This is a genomic window from Nocardia sp. NPDC047654, from assembly GCF_043205035.1.
Taxonomy (GTDB): Bacteria; Actinomycetota; Actinomycetes; order Mycobacteriales; family Mycobacteriaceae; genus Nocardia.
Map to the genome: position 1 here is coordinate 1 of NZ_JBIDDF010000014.1, position 22008 is coordinate 22008.

Genomic DNA, 22008 nt, shown 5'->3' on the forward strand with positions numbered 1-22008 from the left:
TACGGATCCTCGTGAAACCCGTAGTCATACGGATCGAACGTCACCGGCTCCACCGCGGCGGTCATCACCCACACTCCGAAACCGATAACACGTTCCGCCTCGCGGCAGCGTGCCGCCACCGAGGCGGAGACAGATAGCTGGACATGTGTCTGGACAGTACCACCGACCCACCGTTCCCGACAATTCTTCTCAAATCACCAACCGTTTCGCCGTGCCACACTCGACGCTCTCGCGCGCATCCAGCCGGAGCGCACCCCTTCCCGCTCGGCCCTGTCGAGAATGGCAGAGTTAGAACCTGTTATTGCCACAGATCGACGTCCGAGACTATATTCCGTACACGTGTCCAGACAGTATCGGAGTAATCCATGAGCAGCCTTCTGCCCGCCGACGGGTCCCGCCTGCTGATCGGCGGCAAGCTGGTCGAGGGCGCCGACGGTGTCTTCGCGACGGTGAACCCGGCGACCGAGGAAGTCCTGGGCCTCGCCGCCGACGCGAACGCGGCCGATCTCGACGCCGCCGTCGCCGCCGCGCGCACCGCGTTCGACGAGACGGACTGGTCGCGCGATCACGCCTTCCGCGCCCACTGCCTCGAGCAGTTGCGCACCGCGTTGCAGTCCCACGTCGAGGACCTGCGTGAAATCACGATCGCCGAGGCAGGCGCCCCGCGGATGCTGACCGCGGGCCCGCAGTTGGAGGGCCCGGTCGCCGACCTGGGTTATGCGGCCGGACTCGCCGAAACCTACGACTGGGAAACCGATCTGGGCGTGGCCGAACCGATGGGCATCAAGACCCGCCGGTTGCTGCGCCGGGAGCCGATCGGCGTGGTCGGGGCGATCACGCCCTGGAACTTCCCGCATCAGATCAACTTCGCCAAATTGGGTCCCGCGCTGGCGGCGGGGAACACCGTCGTGCTCAAACCCGCCCCCGATACCCCCTGGTGCGCGGCGGCGGTCGGCGCCGTCATCGCCGAGGAGACCGACATCCCGGCCGGCGTCGTGAATATCGTGACCTCCGCCGACCACACGCTCGGCGCCCGGCTGACCGCCGACCCGCGCGTCGACATGATCAGTTTCACCGGCTCCACAGCCACCGGCCGCGCCGTCATGACCGGCGCCGCAACGACTTTGAAGAAGGCGTTCCTCGAACTGGGCGGCAAATCGGCGTTCATCGTGCTCGACGACGCCGACATCGCCGCGGCCTGCTCGGTCGCGGCGTTCTCGGTGTGCGTGCACGCCGGCCAGGGCTGCGCGCTGTCCACCCGGCTGCTTGTCCCGCGCGCCGCCTACGACCAAGCGGTGCAGGCGGCCGCGGCCACGCTCGGTGGGATCAGACCGGGCGATCCCACCGACCCGCGCACGGTGTGCGGGCCGCTGATCTCCGAACGCCAGCGCGCCAGGGTCGAACGCTATGTCGACATCGCACGCGCCGAGGGCGGGCGGATCGTGGTCGGCGGTGGGCGCCCGGCCCGGCACGAGCGCGGGTTCTTCGTCGAACCGACATTGATCGCGGACGTCCCCAACAGCTCGACCGTCGCCCGCGAAGAGATCTTCGGCCCGGTGCTGGTGATCATCGCGCACGACGGTGACGAGGACGCTGTCCGCATCGCCAACGACTCCCCCTACGGCCTGTCCGGTTCGGTCTGGGGAACCGACCCCGAGCGCATCCGGCGCGTCACCGAACGCGTGCGCACCGGGACGCTGGGCGTCAACGGCGGGATCTGGTACTCCGCCGACGTCCCCTTCGGCGGCTACAAGCAATCCGGCCTCGGCCGTGAGATGGGCATCGCCGGTTTCGAGGAGTACCTCGAGACCAAAGTCATCGCCACCGCGGTCTGACCGCCGCGGGACAACACAGAGGAGCTGAACTCCATGGCCCGTTTCACGGGAAGATCCGCCATCGTCACCGGCGCCGCTCAGGGCATCGGCGCCGCCTACGCGCAGGCGCTGGCCGCCGAAGGCGCGAACGTCGTCGTCGCCGACAAGAACGCCGAGAGCGGCGCGGCGGTCGTCGAGAAGATCGTCGCCGACGGCGGCACCGCGGTGTTCGGACAGGTCGATGTGTCCGATCCCGACTCCGCCACCGCACTGGCCGATCTCGCCGTCGCCGAGTTCGGCGGCATCGACCACCTGGTCAACAACGCCGCCATCTACGGCGAGATGAAACTGAACCTGCTGCTGACCGTGCCGTGGGACTACTACCGGAAGTTCATGAGCGTGAACATGGACGGCGCGCTCGTCATGACCCGCGCCGTCTGGCCGCACATGTCCAAGCGCGGCAGCGGATCGATCGTCAACCAGTCCTCCACCGCCGCGTGGCTGTATTCCAGCTTCTACGGCCTGGCGAAAGTCGGCGTCAACGGCCTCACCCAGCAACTGGCCTTCGAACTGGGCGGTTCGAACATCCGCGTCAACGCCATCGCGCCGGGACCGATCGACACCGACGCCACCAAGGCGGTCACCCCGGAGGTGATCGTCGACGACATCGTCAAACGCCTGCCGCTCAAGCGGATGGGCACGCCGCAGGACCTGGTCGGCGCCTGCCTGTACCTGCTGTCGGACGAGGCGAGCTGGGTCACCGGGCAGATCTTCAACGTCGACGGCGGACAGATCGTGCGGTCATGAGCGCCCGCATCGGATTCCTCGGCCTCGGCAACATGGGTGCGCCGATGGCCGAGCGCCTGCTGGAATGGCCGGGCGGGCTGGCGGTGTGCGACACGCGGCCCGAGGCGGTCGAGCCGTTTCTCGCGGCCGGGGCCGAGGCGGTCGCCTCCGCCGCCGAACTCGCCAGGCAGGCGGCGGTCATCTCCATCACCGTGGTGAACGATGCCCAGGTCCGCGACGTGATCACCGGTCCGGAGGGCATATTGCGCACCGCCGCGGCGGGCACCGTGGTCGCCGTGCACTCCACGATCAGCGATCGCACCGCCGAAGAACTCGCGGCGGTCTGCCGCGACCGCGGCGTCGAACTGGTGGACGCGCCGATCAGCGGCGGCGCGCCCGGCGCGACCCGCGGCGCGCTCGCGGTCATGGTCGGCGGCAGCGACACGGCGTTCGAGCAGGTGCGCGAACCGTTCGGCTGCTTCGCCGATCTGATCGTGCACGCCGGGCCGGTCGGCGCGGGCACGCGCATGAAACTGGCCCGCAACCTGCTGCACTTCGTCTCCTTCACCGCCGCCACCGAGGCGCAACGCCTGGCCGAGGCGGCCGGTCTCGACCTCACCGCGCTCGGCAAAGTGGTGCGCCACTCCGACGCGGTCACCGGCGGGCCCGGCGCCATCATGCTGCGCGGCACCACCGCGCCGATCCAGGACGGCGACTTCTGGCTGCCGATCCTGCGGCACGTGCGCGACCTCGGGGAGAAAGACCTCGGTCTCGCCCTGGAATTGGGCGAACGGCTCGGCACCGCGTTGCCGCTGGCCGAACTCGCCATCGACCGGCTCGGTCCCGGACTCGGCGTCGGAACGGGCACCTCCGCATCGGAAAGGCAAACCTCATGAGCGACAACGGTTCCAGCGACAGCGTGCGGCAGCGCGGTCTGGCCAGGATGGCCGAGGTCTACGGCACGGAGTTCCAGGAATACCCCGGCGCCCACTTCGCCGTCACCGCCGACCACCTCTTCGCCGACATCTGGTCGCGGCCCGGACTCACCATCCGCGACCGCAGGCTGCTGCTGCTCGGCGCGCTGGCCGCGCAGGGCGCGATCGACACCGCGGGCATCCAGATCGGGGCCGCGCTGCGCAACGGCGAACTCACCGAAGACCAGCTGCACGAGATCGCGGTGTTCCTGTGTCACTACGTGGGTTGGCCGAACGGCACCAAACTCGACATCCTGGTGGGCACGATTGTGGCGCAGCAGAAGAAGGCCGCCCGCGCGCAGTCCGCGCCCGCCGAGCAGTGAAGGATTCGTTGACCATGTCTGACGCCACCACCATTCGCCCCCTGCGCGCGAGCCGGGTCGAGACCTGGGACCACCGGGCCGACGTCGTCGTCGCCGGATACGGCATCGCCGGGGTGTGCGCCGCCATCGAGGCCGCCCGCGCGGGCGCCGACGTGCTGGTCCTGGAGCGTACCGGCGGCTGGGGTGGCGCCGCCGCCCTGGCGGGCGGCTTCATCTACCTGGGCGGCGGCACACCGCTGCAACAGGCCCTCGGTTTCGAGGACACGCCGGAGAACATGGAGACCTTCCTGCTCGCGGCGCTCGGCCCCGGCGTGGACAAGGCGAAGATCGCCGACTATTGCCGCGGCAGCGTCGAGCACTTCCAGTGGCTGGTGTCCTGCGGCGTGCCGTTCCGCGAAGCGTTCTGGGGCGAGCCGGGGTGGGAGCCGCCGCACGACGAAGGACTGATGTACTCCGGCGGCGAGAACGCCGCGCCCTTCAACGCGATCGCCGAACCCGCTCCGCGCGGCCATGTCCCGCAAATGGCCGACAAGCGCACCGGCGAGAAGGGCGGCGGCTACATGCTGATGAAGCCGCTGGCCGACACCGCGGCAGCGCTGGGCATCCGGGCGGAGTACGACATGCGGATCGCGCGGCTGATCGTCGACGACGACGATCGGGTGGTCGGGGTGCTGGCCCGCCGCTACGGCAAGCCGGTCGCCATCCGCGCCGAGCGCGGCGTCGTGCTGGCCACCGGCAGTTTCGCCTACCACAAGGAGATGATCGAAGGATATGCGCCGCGACTGATCGGCAGGCCCGCCGCGGCGATCGAGGAACACGACGGCATCGGCATCCGGCTGGCGCAGGCGCTCGGCGCGGAGCTGGCGCACATGGACGCGACCGAGGTGGCGTTCTTCGGGGATCCGCAGCTGCTGGCCCGCGGCATCCTGGTCAACGGGCGCGGCCAGCGCTATATCCCGGAGGACACCTACCCCGGCCGGATCGGCCAGGCGACGCTGATCCAGCAGGACAATCAGGCCTACCTGGTGATCGATGAAGCGTCCTACGAGGAGGCGCTGACGACCGAGACCTCCACGCCGTTCTTCCGCCAGCCCCCGACCTGGGTGGCGGAGACCATCGCCGAGCTGGAAGCGGAAATGGGCCTGCCCGGCCAGGCGTTGCAGGCGACCGTGGAGTGCTACAACCTGCACGCCGCCGGCGGCGCGGACCCGGTGCTGGGCAAGAAGCCGGAATGGGTACGCCCGCTGCGCGGACCGGTGGCGGCCTTCGACATGCGCGGCTTCACGGCCGGTTTCACCCTCGGCGGACTGCGCACCGACCTCGATTCGCGGGTGCTGCACGTCTCCGGAGAGCCGATTCCGGGATTGTTCGCGGCTGGCCGGTGCACCTCCGGCCTGTGCGCGGGCGGCTACGTCAGCGGCGCGTCCCTGGGCGACGGCAGCTTCTACGGGCGCCGGGCCGGCATCGCGGCGGCCAAGAACTGAACAGCCCGGGCCGATAGTAGGATCCAGACACATGTCCGAACCCGATTCCGTCATTCTCGAGGCGACCCGCCGCAGGCTGTCCGGCAAGCAGGCCGACACCGTCGACAAGCTGACCCGCGCGGCGGTGGAAGTGCTGGCGCGGGAAGGGTTCGCGGGCATGACCATCCGGATGGTCGCCGCGGCGGCCGGGGTCGGGACGGCCACCGCGTACACCTACTTCTCGTCCAAGGAGCATCTGGTCGCCGAGATCTTCTGGCGGCGGCTGGTCGCGTCGCCGTCGCCGGTCAGCGAGGACAAGGACCCGACCGTCCGGGTGATCGCCGAGCTGCGGAACATCGCCATGCTGGTGGCCGACGAGCAGGAACTCTCCGGCGCGGTCACCAGCGCCCTGCTCGGCCGCGATCCGGACGTGGAGCATCTGCGCGGACGCATCGGGGCCGAGATCCGCAAGCGGATCATCCGCGCGCTCGGTCCGGATCCGGACCCGGACGTGGTCGAATCGCTGGAATTGCTCTATGCGGGCGCGCTGGTGCGGGCGGGCATGGGTTACGGGTCCTACTCCGAGATCGCCGACCGCATCGAGACCTCCGCGCTGCTGATCCTGCGATAGCGCGGACTTCGCCGGACGACTTCGCGCCGGGTTGCCCGAAATCGGCCACGCGACGCGGGCATGCTCGTATCTTTGCCGTAGTCGGTGCAGATCGGAGTGGGAACAGTGCAACCTGGTGAGCTTTCCGCGGACTACGTCGTCGTCGGCTCGGGATCGGCGGGCGCGGTGGTGGCCAATCGGCTCAGCGCCGATCCGGGCACCACGGTGGCGTTGCTGGAAGCGGGCCCGCCGGACAAGAACAAGTTCGCGCACATCCCCGCCGGGTTCGCCAAACTGTTCCGCTCCGAAGTGGATTGGGACTACCTCACCACGCCGCAACCGGAACTGAAGAACCGCGAGATCTACTGGCCGCGCGGCAAGATGTTCGGCGGCTCGTCCTCGATGAACGCCATGATGTGGGTGCGCGGATTCCGGGCGGACTACGACGAGTGGGCGCTGCTGGCGGGCGAGGAGTGGGGTTTCGCCGCGGCGGTCGAGCAGTACCGCCGCATCGAACGCGTGGAGAACGCCCAGTACCCCGACGAAGGCACCGAGGGTCCGCTGCACGTCTCCCGTCAGCGCAGCCCGCGCGGTCTCACCGCCGCCTACCTGGCCGCGGTGCAGGAAGCGGGCTACCAGGTGGAGCCGCCCAACCGTCCGCAGCCGGAGGGGTTCAGCGAGACCATGGTCACCCAGCGCGCCGGCCGCCGCTGGAGCACCGCCGACGCCTATCTGCGGCCGGCACTGCGTCGTCCGAACCTCACGGTGCGCAGCGAGGCGCTGGCCACCCGGGTGCTGTTCGACGGCACGCGCGCGGTGGGCGTGCAGTACCGCCACGGCGGCGGCACGCACACGGTGACCGCGCGGCGTGAGGTCGTGCTGTGCGGCGGCGCGATCAACAGCCCGCAACTGCTGATGCTCTCCGGCATCGGCGATCGCGACGAACTCGCCCGTCACGGCATCGAGGTGCGCCACCACGCGCCGGAGGTGGGTGCGAATCTGCAGGATCATCTCGTCGCGGGCATCGGCTACGGCGTCGCGGGCGATTCGCTGTTCGGCGCCGAGCGGCCGCGTCAGTTGCTGGCCTACCTGATCCGCCATCGCGGCATGCTCACCTCGAACGTCGGCGAGGCGTACGGGTTCGTGCGCAGCAAGCCGGATCTGGAGTTCCCGGACCTGGAACTGGTGTTCGCGCCCGCGCCGTTCTACTACGAAGGACTTCAGGACCCGACCGAGCACGGGGTGATCCTGGCGACGGTGCTGCTGCGCCCGCAGAGCCGAGGACGGATCACCCTGTCCGGCGCGGACCCGTCCGCCAAACCCGTGATCGATCCGCGCTACCTGTCCGACAGCGCGGGGGCCGACCGCGCCGCCATCATGGCCGGATTGCGGGTGTGCGCGGCCATCGCCGCGGAGCCGTCGATGAAGGCGGTGCTCGGCCCGCTGATCTACCCGCCCCAGGCGCCCGCGGAACCGGAAGCCGTGCTCGAACTGACGCTCAACTCCTACGCCCACACGCTCTACCATCCGGTCGGCACCTGCCGCATGGGCACCGACTCCGCCAGCGTCGTCACGCCACGGCTGGAAGTGCGTGGCGTCCAAGGGCTTCGGGTGGCCGACGCCTCGGTGATGCCGCTGCTCATCCGGGGCCACACGCACGCGCCCTCGGTGTTCATCGGCGAGCAGGCGGCCGAGTTCATCCTCGCGCAGTAGTGCCACGCGCGTCGCCGCGAATCTACGCCGCGACGGACAGTCCCAGCGATGCGGCCGCCAGGGCGAGGTATGGCAGCGGGTAGCCGATGTGCGCGTACTGCCGCGCACGGACCACGGTCAGCACCGCGCCGACGAAGTAGGCGACCAGCCCGGCCGCCGCGGCAACCGCGATCGGCGGGACCGCCAGGCCGACCAGCAGCCCGGCCCCGCCGACCGCTTTGACGACCGCGAGAGGCGTCAGCCACGACTCCGGAACGTCGTAGGCGCGCATGTTCGTCCGCACCCACTCGGCGCGGACCACGTCTATGCCCGCCGCGAGCAATGCGGCCGCGGCCGCCAGCACGGTGGCGACAACGTAAGCGATGTCCATGGCAATACCCTTTCGTCAAGTGGCGCGCCCGGTCACCTGGGCGCTGTCCGATCCGTCATCTCGATGACGGACCATGCAGCGGAAAGGTGACCGATGCCCACCGAAGACGGTTTCGCGCGCGAATTCGAGTCCCAGCGCGGCCACCTGCACGCGGTCGCCTACCGCATGCTCGGCTCACCCAGCGAGGCCGACGACGCGGTGCAGGAGACCTGGCTGAGGATGGCCCGCCACGACGTCGAGGACGTACGGAACCTGCCGGGCTGGCTCACCACCGTCGTGTCCCGGATCTGCCTGGACCTGCTGCGCGCCAGGGCCGCGCGGCGCGAGGAACCGCTCGACCACCCCGCCCGGCCGGAAAGCGGCGCCGACGAGAACGAACCGGAGCACGAGGCAGTCCTGATCGACTCGGTCGGCCGGGCACTGCTGGTGGTGCTGGACCGGCTCGGCCCCGACGAGCGGGTCGCGTTCGTCCTGCACGACCTGTTCGGGGTGCCGTTCGACCAGATCGGGCCGATCGTCGGACGCACAACGCCGACCACGAAGAAGCTGGCCAGCCGGGCTCGCCACCGGGTGCGGGATGCCGATGCCACCCCCGAACTCACCGCGCAACGGCATGTCGTCGACGCGTTTCTCGGCGCGGCACGCGACGGCGACCTCGACGCGCTCCTGGCCGTCCTGGCGCCCGATGTGGTCCGCACGGCCGACGCCGCCGCGCTTCCCGCCGGAATGGCCACGACCGTGCGCGGCGCGGCCTCGGTGGCCGAAGAGACCGTGCTGCTCCGGCGGCGTGCACAGGTGGCGGCGCTCGCGCTAATGGACGGTCACCCGGGCGTCGTCGTCGCGCCGCACGGCAGGCTGCTGCTGGCGCTCACCGTCACGGTGCGCGGCGACCGGGTGGCGGGATACCGGGTGATCGCCGACGCGGCCCGGCTGCGCGGCCTGTCGATCAGCCTGTTGGACGGCTGATTCCGGATGCCGTCCGGTTCAGGAACGTGGGCACCGGCTCACGCGCGTCGCCCGGCAGGGCGCGTTCCGCCGCTCGACGCCGCCGGAAGTCCCGCGGCGTCTCACCGAAGCGCGCCTTGAACGCCGCGGAGAACCATGCCGGGGTGAATCCGGCCCGGATCGCCAGCGCGCTGATGGGATCGTCCTCCCGCGCCGGGTCCTCGAGCTGGTCGCGTGCGGCGCGCAGGGCTTCGTCCCGCCGCACGTCGCGGTAGGTGGTGCCGGCCTGCTGCAGTACCGAGCGCAACTGCCGGGGCGACCAGCCCAGCGCATGCGCCACCGCGGGCAGGCGCACGTCACTCCGGCCGACATTGGCTCGCACGTACTGCCGGATCTGCGCGACGACATGGGCGTGATGGGTCCGCTGCGGACCGGTCTCGCCGAGCGAGATCAGGCTGAGCAACTCCGCGATCCGGTCGCAGACCGCGTTGAACTCGAGGTCGGACAGATTCGCCTGTTCGTCGTGGGTGCTGCGGATCATGGCCTGGGTGATCCGGCCGAGTCCGGAGTTCAGGTCGATCGTCATACCGCGTTCGGCGAGCGGTCCCGCGCGATGGTCCAGTTCGGCACGGGGCAGCTGGAACGCGTAGGCCGACAACAGCGGGATGTGGATCTGGCACAGATCGTCGAGTGCGGTCACCGCGGCCTGTTCGGGTCGCGCTCGCGTCTCCTCTCCGCGATAGCGCACCGAGTACACGCCCCGCTGGGGGACGACGACCCAGTAGAAGTCGTCACACGGACCGTGGCGGATGTTCGTCCGGGTGCGGTAGGAGGTACTTGTTCCGCGCTGCTCCCAGCGCAACAACCGGTAGACGGCCGACTCCTGGACCGTCAGCCCCGAATACCATCGGTCCGGATCGCCGTAGCGGTAGTCCATGGGAACGAAGCTGTTGGCGATCTCCGTCCACGATTCGGCATCGCTCGCGGTGACGCCATAGCACTTCATGGTGAGAACCTATCGCCGCCGATTCACCGATACCGCATTGTCCATCAACACGATACGACTCCGGCGCGCCTCCTCGCGCAGCTGGGAAGCCTCCGGCGCGGTCACGCGATCCCGCAGGCCGGGCGCGTATCACGCGGTCACACCGCGCTCGTCTCAGCGCGCGGGCACCCTGGCGAACCCGAGCGGCGGCGTGGGAGCGGGACCGGTGCGCAACACCGGACGGAAGTCCGGCAGCACCGGCAGGACGTCGGCGTTGCGGGCGGCGTAACAGCGCACGGCGGGCAGCGCACGGGCGACCTCGGCGCGCTCCACCGGCTCGTGGTCGATGAAACCGATGGCCTCCGGCCCGAGTCCGAGGGTGCGCCCGATCCGCATGATCGCCGAAGATTTGGGGCCCCAGCCGATCTCGATGGCCGAGAACATCTCGTAGACGCCGTACCGGTACAGCTTGTCCAGCGTCCATTCGCGCTCGCCGCGGCTTGCCACCGCATGCCAGATCCCGCGCTCGCTGAGCACGCGCAGGGTGCGCAGGGCGGCGGGTCGCAACGCGCCGACGGTCGCGTCGCACACGGCGCCGTCCCACAAGGTGTTGTCCAGTTCCCAGACAAGACATCTCAGAGCCGGTGTCATCGCCCTGCCCCTATCGTTGCGTCCGCACTGCCTTTCCGCCGTGGCGTGCGCGGCGGATGGGCACTGCACACCATCCAGGACACGACACGTGCCGGACAAGACCCTCGTTACATGGCCATGCCCGGCGCGGGTGATCCTACCGGCATGTCCGTCCGCGCTCGCGGCGACGACCGAACCCGGCGCCGCCCGCCGCGGGGTAGTCCGGCCCGGTCCTGTGACCGCTCACAACCCCGCACCGACCGGTCCCTCCCAGCTCTCACAGAACCGGTCGATCGGGTCCGCGAAGGAGATCTACCGATTAGTGTGAATGCGCTGCACACCAATCGTGGGCGGAAGGGAGTCGCCAATGTCCGTCGACAGTTCGGCCCGGCCGAGCCTGACCCTGTCGGGAAAGCCGATGTCGTCCCCGCTGAAGGATGTTCGCGGGCTAGCGCGTCAGATGGTCGGGCACTTCGTCGAGAACGTCACCCCGTGCGGGACGCTACCGGGTGACGCGATCGCCGGCGACGTCACCACCATCACCCGGGTCTGCCTGGAGCTGGCGGTGAGCATGCTCGACGGAAAGGACCTTCCGGAGAAACTCCAGCGGCTCGGTGACGCCGCCGCGGGGTGGGCGCGGGAGGGGGTGCCGATCGACACCATCCACCACTCGATCCACGAAGGCTTCAAGATGGGCCTGGACTTGGTGGTGTCCGACGCGACGATGAAGGACTACGACGATCTCGTCGACGGCGCCAAGATGGTCGTCGAGATGCTCGACATGATCAACTCCGCGGTCTCCATGGCCTACGTCCGTGAGCTTCGCGCGGTGGTCAGTGAGCATCACACCGCCGTGCACACGCTGACGTCCGCGCTGCTCGGCGGGCACAGCACCTCCACCATGGCGCGCGAGTGCGGCATCGCCATCGCGTCGTCGTACGCCGTTCTGGCCGTGGCGATCCCGCCGCACCGCGAGGAACGCAACCCGATGGTGGACGGCAAGGTCGTCGCGCGCCGGAAACTGCGCCGGGTCCAGGCCGAACTGGCCACACGCTGTGGCGAGGCCGTGTTGTCGCTGCTGAGCGTCGACGGCGGCACGGTGCTCATCCCGTCCGGCCATCTGGACAACGAGCAGTTGGACGCGCTGGTCACCCAGCTGTCGCACGCCGCGCAGGTGGGCGTCACCGCGACCATGGTCGAGGCGACTCCCGAGAAGATCCCCACCGCCGCCGATCAGGCGCACGAACTACTCGACATGGTGCAGCGATTGCAGGCGGTGGCCGGGCTCTACCGCTTCGACGAACTGGCGCTGGAATACCAGCTGACCAGACCCGGGCCCGGCCGCGAGTATCTCGGCTCGCTGCTGGACCCGCTGGACGCGCATCCCGAGCTGCTGGAAACGCTGCAACGCCACATCGCCAACAACCTCAACCGGCAGCGCACGGCACGCGTGCTGCACGTGCACACCAACACCGTGGACTACCGGCTCAAGCGGATCGGACAGCTCACCGGTTTCGACCCGTCCCAGCCGTCGGGCCTGTGGTACCTGCGCTCGGCACTCGTGGCCCGCACCTATCGCACGACCTGATCATTCGACCGCGATTTCATCGCGTTTCCCGGCCCGCGAGTGCCGGGAAACGCGGCGATCTCCGGCGCGACATGCTTCCCATCCGGACCCACTCGCCCGCATCGAGAATGCGAAGTACTCGCCGTGTGTCGCGCCGCTCGTTCCCATGCGCGGCAACGACAGCGCTGGTCGTTGTCGGTTCACCCGGCGACGATTACCGTGGGCGGCGAGTCGCGAAGGCCGGTGGCGGTGCCGCAGTGGTCGTCGCGATCCGAGGTACCGAGGAGAGTGCGATGACATGGGCGGGCGCGCCGGCGACCGAGATCGCGGCGGAAGTCCGGAGCGGGACGGTCTCGCCGCTCGAGGTGGTCGACGAGCACCTGACCCGCATCGCGGCACTCGACCCGCGGCTCAACGCCTTCCGGATCGTGCGCCACGAGCAGGTCCGCCACGAAGCCCGCGCGCTGGCCACCCGCGGCGATCTTCGTGACCTTCCGCTCGCCGGGGTTCCGGTGGCGGTGAAGGACAATCTCGACCTCGCCGGATGCGTGACCGGCAACGGATCCCGCGCGGCACGCCAGACCGCGGCCGGTACCCACAGCGAGTTGGTCGGCCGGTTGCGCGCCGCGGGCGCGCTGCTGATCGGCAAGACCAATGTGCCCGAGCTGTGTCAGTGGCCGGTCACCGAGAGCGCCGCGCACGGCGTCACCCGCAATCCGTGGCACAACGCGTACACGCCGGGCGGTTCCACCGGCGGTGGCGCGGCAGCGGTCGCCACCGGGATGGCCGCGCTCGCAGTAGGTTCCGACGGCGGCGGATCGATCCGTATCCCCGCGTCCTGCTGCGGGCTCGTCGGCCTGAAGCCCGGAGACGGAGTGATCCCGCGCCCTGCCGAACTCGGCTCGAATTGGCTCGGCATATCGACGTTCGGCCCGCTCGCGACCACGGTGTCCGACGCGGCGCTCCTGCTCGGGGTGCTCGCCGCCGACGACCGCTACCGGACGCCGCCTCCACTCGAGCGGCCGCTGCGGATCGGCATGACCACCCGGCCATCGGTGCTGGGCGCATCCGTCGACCCTCAGGTGCGCACGGCGATGCTGGCCGCGGCCGAAGCGCTGCGCGAAGCGGGCCATACCGTCACCGAGGCTTCGCCGCCGTGGCGGCCGCAGGACGCGCTCGGCTTCCTCGCACGCTATTTCGCCGGCGTCGCCGAGGACACCGCGAACCTGAGCGCGGATCTCCTCGAACCGCTGACCCGCAAGGTGGCGCGGGCCGGACGGGTGATCACGAGGATGCGCCGCGTACCCGACGCTCCCCCGCCGCGGCAGGCGGGCCGATTCGCCGCGTGGTTCACCGAGCACGACCTCCTGCTCACGCCCACCCTGGCGACCCCGCCGGTGCCCATCGGGGCCTTCGCCGGGAAAGGGTTTCTGCGAACCATGCTCGACGTGCCCCGCTTCATCCCGTTCACGCCGCCGTTCAACACTGTGCGCTACCCGGCGATGTCCGTTCCCGCCGGACATTCCGATGCCGGGCTGCCCATCGGCGTCCAGCTCGCCGCGGCGCCCGGCGGCGAGACCACGCTGCTGGCGGTCGCCGCACAGCTGGAGCGGATTCGTCCGTGGCGACGGCACGCTCCCCTCGGCGACGAGGCGATCCGTTGAGCGACCGCTACGCCTGAGCGGCCCCGGGGCTCCCACTGGTCTCCGCCCACAGCGCCGTGATTTCGGCGGGGGCGGTGTCGAACCTTCCGGCGGCGGCGCACATCGACAACGCGGTGTGCCCGTCCGCCTCTCGATAGCCGCGGTCGAACTAGAAGGCCTCCAGCACACCTCCCGGGGCGGGAGCAAAGTCATCGCGGGGTGTCCGTGCACAGCCCCCTCCGGCGATATCAGCGCCCTCCGTCCGGCCGCGCATCGCACACCCTCCGGCACGGCGCCCGCCCGCGCGTAGGCATCTCCCCGTCCATGCGTCGTTAACGTCGTGTTTACGATGTCTCGGTGCTTGTGAACGACGTACGAGGGAGCTCGACCCCACCGGGCGAGCGAGTGGGTATCGAAGAGCTCCGAGAGCGTCGGTTCCGGCCGGTGGTCGTGTGGTGCGGTATCGCGGCCATCGTGCTCGCGCTGGTCGGTGGTGAGCTGATGGCCGCGCACATCGGGGCGCTGGGGCCGCTGACCAGCCTGCTGCGGGACTACGCAGGAACGCCGAAGTCGGCGACCACACCGTGGGCCGGGTTCCTGCTGGCGTTGGTCGGGATCACGGCTCGCGCACGGGTCGGCGCCGTCGCCGCGGCGATCGGCATCGACCTGGTGTTCGTTCTGATCAGGGCGGCCGAGGGACGGCCGTTCACCGTCGGCAACGGTCCGACCCTCGTGCTGACCGCACTGGCGGTGATCGCGTTCGTGCGGTGGGACGAGCAGCGACGCCGCACGGCGTTGCGCACCATCGCCTTCGGCGCCCTGCTGATCTGCGCGACGAAGGTCAGCGAGATCTGGTTGGACATCACCGCGTGGGCCTGCCCGATGGTTCTCGACCCGTACGTGCAAGTTGCCGACCGCGCCCTCGGCAGTCCGTCGTGGCTGGTCGGGCACGCGCTCGACGCGGCGGGACCGCTGGCTTCGGGCGTGGTGCGCTGGGTGTACTTCGAGCTGCCGCTGGCGGCCGTGCTGGTCGCGGCGTGGCAGTTGCGCGGCGTGACGACCGGTGCGTGGCCACGGCACTACCTGGTGCGAACGTTCCTGACACTCGGGGTCGTCGGGCCGATCTGGTATGTGGTGTTCCCGGTGGTGGGGCCGGTGCTGGCGTACGGACCGCAGGGGCTGGGTTTCGAGATCGCCGACGTCTGGCCGAATGTCGTTCCCGCGGTGCCGTCCGCACTCGAGGCGCTGCGCTTCGACGGCATCACGCCGCGTAATTGCATGCCCTCGCTGCACACCGCCTGGGCACTGTCGCTGTTCATCCACTCCCGGCGCGGCCCGCTGTGGTTGCGCTGGGGCGGCGCGTTCTGGCTGGTGTGCACGCTCATCGCGACACTCGGCCTCGGCGCCCACTACGGCGTCGACCTGATCGTGGGCGCGGCACTGTGCCTGACCGTCGAATCCGCGCTGCGCGACCCCGACCGGGGCTGGGATCGTCCGCGCGTCCGGATCGTCGCCGTCGGGATCGCGGTCTGCACCGGTGTGCTGCTGTGCATTCGGTTCCTCGCCGCGCAGATGGCGGCGTACCCGATTCCGTCCGGAATCGCGCTCGTTGCTTCGCTCTGTGCGCTGGCGATCATGTTCTACACCACGTGGTTCGGCGCGTCATCGGTCGAGCCGACCCGGGCGGCCGGTTTGCCGGCGAAGCTCTGAACGGCCCGCACCGGCAGCGCACCCAGCGCGCGGCCGGTGCAGCGGACGGCGCTTTCGCTTGTAGCGCCGCCGATTCGGGGATACCGGCGAGCCCGCGTCCATCGGGCCGAAGCGGCGACGGTCAGTGATCGGCCTCGGCAGCGCGACCGCCACGACGGTGCGCGGCCAGCGTCGAGGCCAGCGCGGCCCGATCCAGCTTCCCCCGCGGCGTGCGCGGCAGGCTGTCCACGACCAGTACCTGCACCGGCATACTCGGACTCGGCAAGGTGGCGCGCAGCCGCCGCCAGATCTCCTCGGCGCCCGGTGCGGCAGCGCCCACCACGATCGCCGCCGCGGGCGCCTCCCCCATGCGTGCGTCGGGCACGCCGACGCAGGCGGCCTCGGCGACACCCGGTATCGCCGTGAGCGCCGCTTCGACGGCCGCGGGTTCCACATTGAGACCGGCCCGGATCAACATGTCGCTGTCCCGGCCGAACAGCCGCAGCCGGTTGCCGATCACCTCTCCCCGGTCGCCGACCGTCATCCACCCGTCCACCGGACCGCCGACCACACCGTCCTCGGTGAGATAGCCGTCGAAGAGCATGTCACTGCGCACGTACACCAAGCCGTCGCGAACGCGCGCCTGGACACCGTGGAACAGTTCACCCGCCGACTTCTCGTCCGTGCCGCCGAGCCCGCGATCGAAGGAGACGAAGCTCAATTCGGACGCACCGTAGAAGTGCACGAGCGAGGCGTTCGGCAAGACCTCCCGCAACGCTTCCCGGCCCGTGCGCGGCCACCGGGCCGCCGAGGACAGCACTTCCCGGACACCGCCGAACCGGCCGATACCCGCCCGCACCAGGTCCCAAGCGATCGTCGGCACCGCGTATAGGTGCGTCGCACCGTCTTTCAGCGCATCGCCCACCGGCCGCAGATCGACCGTCGCGCCCCGGCTCAAGGCGTGCAACGCGCCGTAGAGGAAATGGGTGTGGTCCAGCACGCCGGGCACCGACACCCGGTCACCGGCGCCGATGTCGAACGTTCGATCGGAGCGATCCAATGTCGTGGCCCACGACCGTTGGTCGCGCACGAAAAGTTTCGGTTCGCCGCTGGTGCCGGAGGTGATGCCGACCAACAGTTCGGCGCCCGGCTCCAGCCGGCCCACCGCACCCTCGGATTCCAGTGCGGCGGCGGTCCGCACGATTCCGTCGTATCCCAGCCGCCGTAATCGCCGGTGCTGCTGCGGCGCGGCCACGACGGCTCCCGGCTCGGCGAGCGCGAGTACCCGGCTCAGCTGGGCGGGCAGCAGATGACGATGCAGCAGCACGACGCTCACCCCGGCGTGCATCGCCGCCGTCACCGTCACCAGCGATTCGACATCGGACGTCGGGAGCACGGCCACCCGGCGCATGCCGCCGAGCCCGGCCGCGACCCGAACGACCTTCGACCAGAACCGCTCGTAACCCACCCGCTCGCGTCCCGAGATCACCGCGGACGCGGCCGGATTCGCGGCGGCCTGCCGGGCGATCCGCGCGGCGAGCAGTTCAGTCATCGTCCACCCCTCGTGCCGCGAGGGCGTCGCCCATCGCGTCGGCCGTCCGCAGTGCCCGCACCAGCACCGGGGTGACCAGTGCCGTCATCGACCATTGCAGGCCACGAGCGCGCCGCGCCTCGGCGACGTCGTGCACGATCCCCGCCAGCAGCGGGACACACCGGATGGCCAGAGCCAGCAGCAGGCCGATCCGCTCCGGATCGACACCGGCCCTGCGCAGCGGCCCGAGCCACCGGGTCACCGCGTCGAGCATGTCGGTCACCCGCGTGGTGAGGGTGAACAGCGCCGCCAGCGCCACCGAGACCACCAGCACCCCGCACACCACCGCCGCTCGCGCGGGCGAGGTGATCAGCACCTGGAAAACGGCGATGAGCAGCAGCATCCACACCAACGGACGCAGTTGTGCCAGCGCGACGCGCCACGGGATCCGGGCCACCGCGAACAGGACCGCCACCACCCCCGCGGCGGCAAGCACCCGCGGCGGGGTCCGCGCGAACACCGTGGTGGCCACGATCGACCCGAGCAGCAGCACCAGCTTCATCCCGGCCGGTATCCGGTGCAGCGGCGAATCGCCCGGACGGTACAGGCCGATCATTCGACCGCTGCCCGGTATGCCGCGACGGCGTCGCCGGGGGTTCCGTCGAACGCCACCGCGCCGTCATCGATCACGATGACGCGTTCGAAGCTCTCCAGCAACGACAGCTGATGGGTCACGACGATCACCTGCTGATCCACGTTGTCCAGCGCGTCGGCGACGACCCTGGCGTTGCGCAGGTCCAGCAGCGTGGTCGGCTCGTCCGCCACGATCACCTCCGGCCGCCGGATGAGGACGGCGCCGAGGGCGAGCAGCTGTTTCTGGCCGCCGGACAACAGATGTGCGGGGTGCTCGGCGTGGCCCGCGAGCCCGAACCGTTCCAGGATCTCCTGGACGCGCGCCGCGATCTCTCGCTTGCCCAACCCCGTCCGCCGCAGGGAGAAGGCGAGATCCTCGGCGACCGTGGGCATCACGATCTGGGTGTCGGGGTCGGTGAAGACGAACCCCACCTTCCGCCGCACCTGTGCGCCCTTGCGGGAGGCGTCCACGCCGTCCACTGTGACCGTGCCGGAACTCGGCGTCAGCAGGCCGTTGATCATGCGCGCCAAGGTCGATTTGCCGGAACCGTTGGACCCGATGATGCCGACGCGGCGCTCGGTGATCCGCAGATCGACGGCGCGCAACACCTTTCGCTCACCGAAACGGTGGTGCACCGAGTCGAAGACTATCTCGCTCATGACACTCGCTCCACGAGCACGGCGATTCCCTGCCCGCCGCCGATGGCGCAGGCCGCGAGACCGAGCGCCGGGCCGTCCGCCCGCAGCATCCGACTCGCCAGACGCACCAGCAAGATGGCTCCGGACGCGCCCCACGGGTGTCCCATCGCGATGGCGCCGCCCTGCGGGCAGATCGTCGACTCGTCGAGGCCCAATTCGTCCGCCACCGCGAGCACCACCGAGGCGAACGCCTCGGTGATCTCGATGACGCCGAGGTCCGCCACACCGATGCCGTTCCGGCGCAGCAGTTTCCGGATCGCGGGCACGGGCCCGAGACCGGGAAACGCGGGATCGGATCCGGCGACCGCGCAGCCGAGGATCCGCAACGCGGGCAGCCCGGCGGCCATCGACTCGCTGGTGACCGCCATGACCGCGGCGCCGTCGGAGATGCCGCAGGAATTGCCCGCGGTGGCCGTGCCGTCGACGCCGAAGCTCGGGCGAAGGCGCGCGAGCCGGGCAGTGGTCATGCCCGCGCGAATACGTTCGTCCCGCTGCACGTCACCGATCGGCACGATCTCCGCGGAGAAGTCGGTGGCCGCGGCGAGCGTGTGTGAGCGGGCCGCGTAGGCGTCCTGCCGTTCCCGGCTGATGCCGCGCGCTCGCGCGAGATCGTCGGCGGCCACGCCCATGTCCGGATCGGGAAAGCCCGATGGCGCGAAGGGAGCCCGGGTGTACCGCACGGGCTCGGCGCCGGCCACCGGCGGCCAGAAGCGCCACGGAGCGGTACTCGCCGATTCGACGCCTCCGGCGAGGATCAGTTCGTCCGCGCCGCTGCGCACCCGCAACGCCGCCTGCATCACCGCGTCCAAGCCCGACCCGCACTGCCGATCCACGGTGACGCCAGGGACGTGCACACCCAGCCCCGCCCGCAGTGCGGCGACCCGGGCGGGATCGCCGCCGGGCCCCAGGCAATTGCCGAGCACCACGTCGTCCACGTCGGCGTCCACGCCCGCGCCGCGCAGCGCGGCCAGCACGTCGCGCAGCACCGGAGCGGCGAGGTCGGTGACGGTCAGGTCCGCCAATCCATGTCCCGCGTTGCCGATCGGCGTGCGGCGCGGCGCTACCAGAACGGGAACCGGGCTCATGTCAGCAAGTCTTTCAGCCTGCCCCTGGCGACCTTTCCCGCGGCGGTTCGCGGCAGCGCGGGCAGTGGCACCCACCGGCGCGGCATCGCCTCCTTGGCCAGCACGCGACGCGCTCGCGACCGGATCTGGTCGAGTCCCGCGCCGTCGTCCAACTGCACAGCGGCCGTGACGGTTTCACCGAAAACGGCATGCGGCGAGCCGATCACGGCCACCGCGACGATGCCGTCGAGCGATTCGAGGACGCGCTCCACCTCCTCGGCGACCACGGTGGTGCCACCGACATTGATCGCGCAGTCGCCCCTGCCCAGGACGGTCAGCTCGCGATCGTGGCCCAGTTCGGCGAGGTCGCCGACTCCGAACCAGTCGGGCCCGCCGAGCACACGGTAGGGCGATCGAACGTAGAGCAGTCCGTCGCGCACTTCGGCCTCGACTCCGTCGAGCAGCCGCATCGGCTCGGGAACGCGGCGTGCCGCCACCAGCGAGACCTCCGATGACCCGTAGTACTCGACTACCTCCACCTCACCGGCCGCCGACAAGGCGCCGTCGTCCAGCGCGATGCCCGCGACGATCGCCGTACGCAGGCGCGGGCAGGTGCGCACCACCGCACGCAGTACCGCGGGAACCGCGTGCACCACCGTGGCTCGCGCCGGATCGTCGGTGACGCACGCGCCGCGCCACAACGCGTGCAGTGCGCCGAACAGGTGCATGGTCGCGTGCAACGGCCCGGTGATCAGGACGCGGTCGGCCGGTTCCACGCCGGTGAGCGCCGTGAACGCCGGAAAGCTGTCGTACCAAGAGGCGGCCGTTCGCGCGAGCGGCCGGGGACGACCGGTCGAGCCCGAGGTCGCCACCAGTAAGAACGCCCCGGGCGGTATGCCCGCCCGGGGCGGGCGGGCTTCGGGATTCTCCACGAAGACCGGGATACCGCGCCGTGCCGCGGCGCAGACGCAGATCAGCGCGTCCGCGACGGGTAGGGCCGACGCGTCGTAGACGGCCGCGTCCGGATCCCGGGCGATCCATCGCTCGATGGCCCGGTCGAGTTCGCGGTAGGTGTAGGTGTGGCCGTCGAAGTCGAGGGCAGGCGCGCCACCCGCGCCGCCGAGTTCGCGACTAGGCACGGATCACACCGGGGTACGCGCGGTGCACTCCTTTGGCCACGACGCTCGCGACGACGACTTTGAGCAGGTCACCGGGAATGAACGCCCAGTTGGTGGTGATGGCCGCTCCGACGCCCAGGTCGGTGCGCAGCAGCAGGCCCACCGTGCCGAACAGGTAGATGATCAGCAGACCGCCGACGGCGTTGATCAGCAGACCGAGCGCGATCGGGTATCTCGGCAGGATGCGGGCGGTGCACAGTCCGATGAACAGCGCCGCGGGGATCCAGCCGATCAGGTACCCGGCACTGGGACCGGCCAGCGCCGTCAGACCGGTACGGCCGCCGGACAGCAGCGGCAGGCCGATCATCGTGAGCGTCAGGAAGACCACGACCGCGGCGGTCCCTTTGCGTGCCCCGAGCACCGCACCCGCCAGGATCACACCGAGGGTCTGCACCGTGATCGGCACACCGCTGAACCCGACCGTGATGGCGCCCGGCAAGCCCAGCGCCGCGATCAGCGCCGCGAAGACGGCGATCTGCGCCATATCCCGCGCGGAAATACCGACTCTCGGCTCTCGAGAGTTTTCGACACCCTCCACGACAACCCTCCGCATAGAACTTGAACGACGTTCAAGGTAGCAGGCCGGATAGGCTCCCGCGCCGTGTACCTCCCGCGCCCGACCTGGCAGGAGGCCTGCCGATGGGTCCAATCGGGTTGGGCGAAGTGAGCGACTCGGGCCGCGGAAGGCGCTGTGCCGAGCAGGACGACTTCACGGAACTGCCACAGCAGCGCGCCGGTCGGTGCGTGGATGGTCATCTTCGGGCCGAGCCGCATCTGCAGCAGGCCGGCTTCGTCGGCGGGCGCGGCATCGTCGCGCAGTTCCGCCTGCCTTACCGCGTCCTCGGCCCGGACCCAGCGCGGGGTGTCCTCGGCGGCGAGCCGAGCAAGGTCGACCAGGTGCACCGAGTGGACCTCGTCGGGGTTCGGCCGCAATCGCGTGGCGTCGGTCAGCACCAGAACGAGAGGCGTGATCGCGAAGCCGGACGCGGCGGGAAAGTCGTCGAGCGCGCCGAACAGATCTTCGGGACGCGCGTGCAGGCCCAATTCCTCGTGCAGTTCACGCAGGGCCGCTTGTTCCGCGGTCTCGCCTTCCTCCAAGCGGCCACCGGGCAATCCCCACTGTCCGGCATTGCGGCCACGGTAGGCCCGCTTGATGACGATCACCGCCGGTGGTCCACCGTGCTCTTCGACCACGCACAACACCACCGCCGCGCGGCGCAGACCGGGCGCGTCGGCGACCTCGATGCGCGGGAATCCCGCCAGCCGGGAGGTCGCGAGCACGCGGAACTCGTCGATGCTCCTGGGCAGCGGCGCTCTCGGGGTCGGCTCCATGGCCTCGATCTTGCCCGAACCGGACACGAGGGGCGACGCGGGAGTCGTTGACAGCAAAT

21 protein-coding genes are annotated in these 22008 nt (G+C 70.3%); 11 read left to right on the forward strand and 10 right to left on the reverse strand.

From position 1 onward, the window contains the following. Positions 1-365: 365 nt before the first annotated feature. The 7 genes from ACGF7Y_RS27595 to ACGF7Y_RS27625 all read left to right on the forward strand — a co-directional run bounded on the left by ACGF7Y_RS27595 (position 366) and on the right by ACGF7Y_RS27625 (position 7683). Positions 366-1835, forward strand: coding sequence for an aldehyde dehydrogenase (locus tag ACGF7Y_RS27595; RefSeq protein ID WP_393238446.1), 1470 nt, complete (start codon positions 366-368; stop codon positions 1833-1835). A gap of 33 nt (positions 1836-1868) precedes the next feature. Further along, positions 1869-2621: an SDR family oxidoreductase gene (locus ACGF7Y_RS27600; RefSeq protein WP_040866630.1), complete on the forward strand. Its 753-nt coding sequence runs from the start codon at positions 1869-1871 to the stop codon at positions 2619-2621. Further along, positions 2618-3496, forward strand: coding sequence for an NAD(P)-dependent oxidoreductase (locus ACGF7Y_RS27605; protein WP_393238450.1), 879 nt, complete (start codon positions 2618-2620; stop codon positions 3494-3496). Before ACGF7Y_RS27600 ends, ACGF7Y_RS27605 begins: the two co-directional genes overlap by 4 nt. Then, a complete protein-coding gene (locus ACGF7Y_RS27610) occupies positions 3493-3897 on the forward strand; it encodes a carboxymuconolactone decarboxylase family protein (protein WP_393238453.1) in 405 nt (134 codons plus the stop codon). Before ACGF7Y_RS27605 ends, ACGF7Y_RS27610 begins: the two co-directional genes overlap by 4 nt. A gap of 14 nt (positions 3898-3911) precedes the next feature. Continuing rightward, positions 3912-5381 carry an FAD-dependent oxidoreductase gene (locus tag ACGF7Y_RS27615; RefSeq protein WP_393238456.1) on the forward strand — a complete coding sequence of 490 codons (1470 nt, stop codon included), beginning with the start codon at positions 3912-3914 and terminating at the stop codon, positions 5379-5381. 31 nt (positions 5382-5412) lie between these two features. Further along, positions 5413-5991 carry a TetR/AcrR family transcriptional regulator gene (locus tag ACGF7Y_RS27620; RefSeq protein ID WP_040866627.1) on the forward strand — a complete coding sequence of 193 codons (579 nt, stop codon included), beginning with the start codon at positions 5413-5415 and terminating at the stop codon, positions 5989-5991. Between the two features lie 105 nt (positions 5992-6096). Then, on the forward strand, positions 6097-7683 hold the full coding sequence (locus tag ACGF7Y_RS27625) for a GMC family oxidoreductase (protein WP_393238460.1): 1587 nt from the start codon (positions 6097-6099) through the stop codon (positions 7681-7683). Positions 7684-7705: 22 nt separating this feature from the next. Here ACGF7Y_RS27625 and ACGF7Y_RS27630 read toward each other — a convergent pair whose 3' ends face one another. Further along, complete coding sequence (locus ACGF7Y_RS27630; protein WP_393238462.1) at positions 7706-8053, reverse strand: DoxX family protein; 348 nt, start codon at positions 8051-8053, stop codon at positions 7706-7708. A gap of 93 nt (positions 8054-8146) precedes the next feature. Between ACGF7Y_RS27630 and ACGF7Y_RS27635 the strand changes: the two genes are divergently transcribed. Next, entirely contained in the window at positions 8147-9019 is an 873-nt protein-coding gene (locus tag ACGF7Y_RS27635; RefSeq protein ID WP_393238465.1) for a sigma-70 family RNA polymerase sigma factor, read from the forward strand. Here the strand turns inward: ACGF7Y_RS27635 and ACGF7Y_RS27640 are convergent. Together ACGF7Y_RS27640 and ACGF7Y_RS27645 are read right to left on the reverse strand one after the other, a co-directional pair. Further along, on the reverse strand, positions 9000-10004 hold the full coding sequence (locus ACGF7Y_RS27640) for an AraC family transcriptional regulator (protein ID WP_393238468.1): 1005 nt from the start codon (positions 10002-10004) through the stop codon (positions 9000-9002). The genes ACGF7Y_RS27635 and ACGF7Y_RS27640 overlap by 20 nt on opposite strands. A gap of 153 nt (positions 10005-10157) precedes the next feature. Beyond that, a complete protein-coding gene (locus ACGF7Y_RS27645; protein WP_391466389.1) occupies positions 10158-10634 on the reverse strand; it encodes a hypothetical protein in 477 nt (158 codons plus the stop codon). A gap of 346 nt (positions 10635-10980) precedes the next feature. On the opposite strand from ACGF7Y_RS27645, the gene ACGF7Y_RS27650 reads away from it, so the two are divergent. The 3 genes from ACGF7Y_RS27650 to ACGF7Y_RS27660 all read left to right on the forward strand — a co-directional run bounded on the left by ACGF7Y_RS27650 (position 10981) and on the right by ACGF7Y_RS27660 (position 15533). Further along, entirely contained in the window at positions 10981-12201 is a 1221-nt protein-coding gene (locus ACGF7Y_RS27650; RefSeq protein ID WP_393238471.1) for a PucR family transcriptional regulator, read from the forward strand. Between the two features lie 272 nt (positions 12202-12473). After that, positions 12474-13844 (forward strand): amidase, encoded by a 1371-nt coding sequence (locus ACGF7Y_RS27655; protein ID WP_393238474.1) that lies wholly within the window; start codon positions 12474-12476, stop codon positions 13842-13844. A gap of 336 nt (positions 13845-14180) precedes the next feature. Next, a complete protein-coding gene (locus tag ACGF7Y_RS27660; protein WP_393238477.1) occupies positions 14181-15533 on the forward strand; it encodes a DUF5933 domain-containing protein in 1353 nt (450 codons plus the stop codon). A 121-nt stretch (positions 15534-15654) separates the two neighbouring features. Here the strand turns inward: ACGF7Y_RS27660 and ACGF7Y_RS27665 are convergent, their stop codons facing one another. The 7 genes from ACGF7Y_RS27665 to ACGF7Y_RS27695 are packed head-to-tail and all read right to left on the reverse strand — an operon-like array spanning position 15655 to position 22006. Beyond that, positions 15655-17064: an AMP-binding protein gene (locus ACGF7Y_RS27665; protein ID WP_393238480.1), complete on the reverse strand. Its 1410-nt coding sequence runs from the start codon at positions 17062-17064 to the stop codon at positions 15655-15657. Then, complete coding sequence (locus tag ACGF7Y_RS27670; protein WP_393238483.1) at positions 17057-17659, reverse strand: energy-coupling factor transporter transmembrane component T family protein; 603 nt, start codon at positions 17657-17659, stop codon at positions 17057-17059. The genes ACGF7Y_RS27665 and ACGF7Y_RS27670 overlap by 8 nt, the downstream gene beginning before the upstream one ends. Next, positions 17656-18336 carry an energy-coupling factor ABC transporter ATP-binding protein gene (locus ACGF7Y_RS27675; protein WP_393238486.1) on the reverse strand — a complete coding sequence of 227 codons (681 nt, stop codon included), beginning with the start codon at positions 18334-18336 and terminating at the stop codon, positions 17656-17658. Before ACGF7Y_RS27675 ends, ACGF7Y_RS27670 begins: the two co-directional genes overlap by 4 nt. Next, positions 18333-19460 (reverse strand): thiolase family protein, encoded by a 1128-nt coding sequence (locus ACGF7Y_RS27680; RefSeq protein WP_393238489.1) that lies wholly within the window; start codon positions 19458-19460, stop codon positions 18333-18335. The genes ACGF7Y_RS27675 and ACGF7Y_RS27680 overlap by 4 nt, the downstream gene beginning before the upstream one ends. Beyond that, positions 19457-20578 carry a class I adenylate-forming enzyme family protein gene (locus ACGF7Y_RS27685; protein WP_393238492.1) on the reverse strand — a complete coding sequence of 374 codons (1122 nt, stop codon included), beginning with the start codon at positions 20576-20578 and terminating at the stop codon, positions 19457-19459. Before ACGF7Y_RS27685 ends, ACGF7Y_RS27680 begins: the two co-directional genes overlap by 4 nt. Continuing rightward, positions 20571-21155: a biotin transporter BioY gene (locus ACGF7Y_RS27690; protein WP_393238495.1), complete on the reverse strand. Its 585-nt coding sequence runs from the start codon at positions 21153-21155 to the stop codon at positions 20571-20573. The genes ACGF7Y_RS27685 and ACGF7Y_RS27690 overlap by 8 nt, the downstream gene beginning before the upstream one ends. Next, a complete protein-coding gene (locus tag ACGF7Y_RS27695; protein ID WP_393238497.1) occupies positions 21071-22006 on the reverse strand; it encodes an NUDIX hydrolase in 936 nt (311 codons plus the stop codon). The genes ACGF7Y_RS27690 and ACGF7Y_RS27695 overlap by 85 nt, the downstream gene beginning before the upstream one ends. Positions 22007-22008 lie beyond the last annotated feature (2 nt).

Coding starts and splice junctions, on each gene's coding strand:
- ACGF7Y_RS27595 (WP_393238446.1), top strand. CDS start 366: ATGAGCAGCCTTCTGCCCGCCGACGGGTCCCGCCTGCTGATCGGCGGC.
- ACGF7Y_RS27600 (WP_040866630.1), top strand. CDS start 1,869: ATGGCCCGTTTCACGGGAAGATCCGCCATCGTCACCGGCGCCGCTCAG.
- ACGF7Y_RS27605 (WP_393238450.1), top strand. CDS start 2,618: ATGAGCGCCCGCATCGGATTCCTCGGCCTCGGCAACATGGGTGCGCCG.
- ACGF7Y_RS27610 (WP_393238453.1), top strand. CDS start 3,493: ATGAGCGACAACGGTTCCAGCGACAGCGTGCGGCAGCGCGGTCTGGCC.
- ACGF7Y_RS27615 (WP_393238456.1), top strand. CDS start 3,912: ATGTCTGACGCCACCACCATTCGCCCCCTGCGCGCGAGCCGGGTCGAG.
- ACGF7Y_RS27620 (WP_040866627.1), top strand. CDS start 5,413: ATGTCCGAACCCGATTCCGTCATTCTCGAGGCGACCCGCCGCAGGCTG.
- ACGF7Y_RS27630 (WP_393238462.1), bottom strand. CDS start 8,053: ATGGACATCGCTTACGTTGTCGCCACCGTGCTGGCGGCCGCGGCCGCA.
- ACGF7Y_RS27635 (WP_393238465.1), top strand. CDS start 8,147: ATGCCCACCGAAGACGGTTTCGCGCGCGAATTCGAGTCCCAGCGCGGC.
- ACGF7Y_RS27640 (WP_393238468.1), bottom strand. CDS start 10,004: ATGAAGTGCTATGGCGTCACCGCGAGCGATGCCGAATCGTGGACGGAG.
- ACGF7Y_RS27645 (WP_391466389.1), bottom strand. CDS start 10,634: ATGACACCGGCTCTGAGATGTCTTGTCTGGGAACTGGACAACACCTTG.
- ACGF7Y_RS27650 (WP_393238471.1), top strand. CDS start 10,981: ATGTCCGTCGACAGTTCGGCCCGGCCGAGCCTGACCCTGTCGGGAAAG.
- ACGF7Y_RS27655 (WP_393238474.1), top strand. CDS start 12,474: ATGACATGGGCGGGCGCGCCGGCGACCGAGATCGCGGCGGAAGTCCGG.
- ACGF7Y_RS27665 (WP_393238480.1), bottom strand. CDS start 17,064: ATGACTGAACTGCTCGCCGCGCGGATCGCCCGGCAGGCCGCCGCGAAT.
- ACGF7Y_RS27670 (WP_393238483.1), bottom strand. CDS start 17,659: ATGATCGGCCTGTACCGTCCGGGCGATTCGCCGCTGCACCGGATACCG.
- ACGF7Y_RS27675 (WP_393238486.1), bottom strand. CDS start 18,336: ATGAGCGAGATAGTCTTCGACTCGGTGCACCACCGTTTCGGTGAGCGA.
- ACGF7Y_RS27680 (WP_393238489.1), bottom strand. CDS start 19,460: ATGAGCCCGGTTCCCGTTCTGGTAGCGCCGCGCCGCACGCCGATCGGC.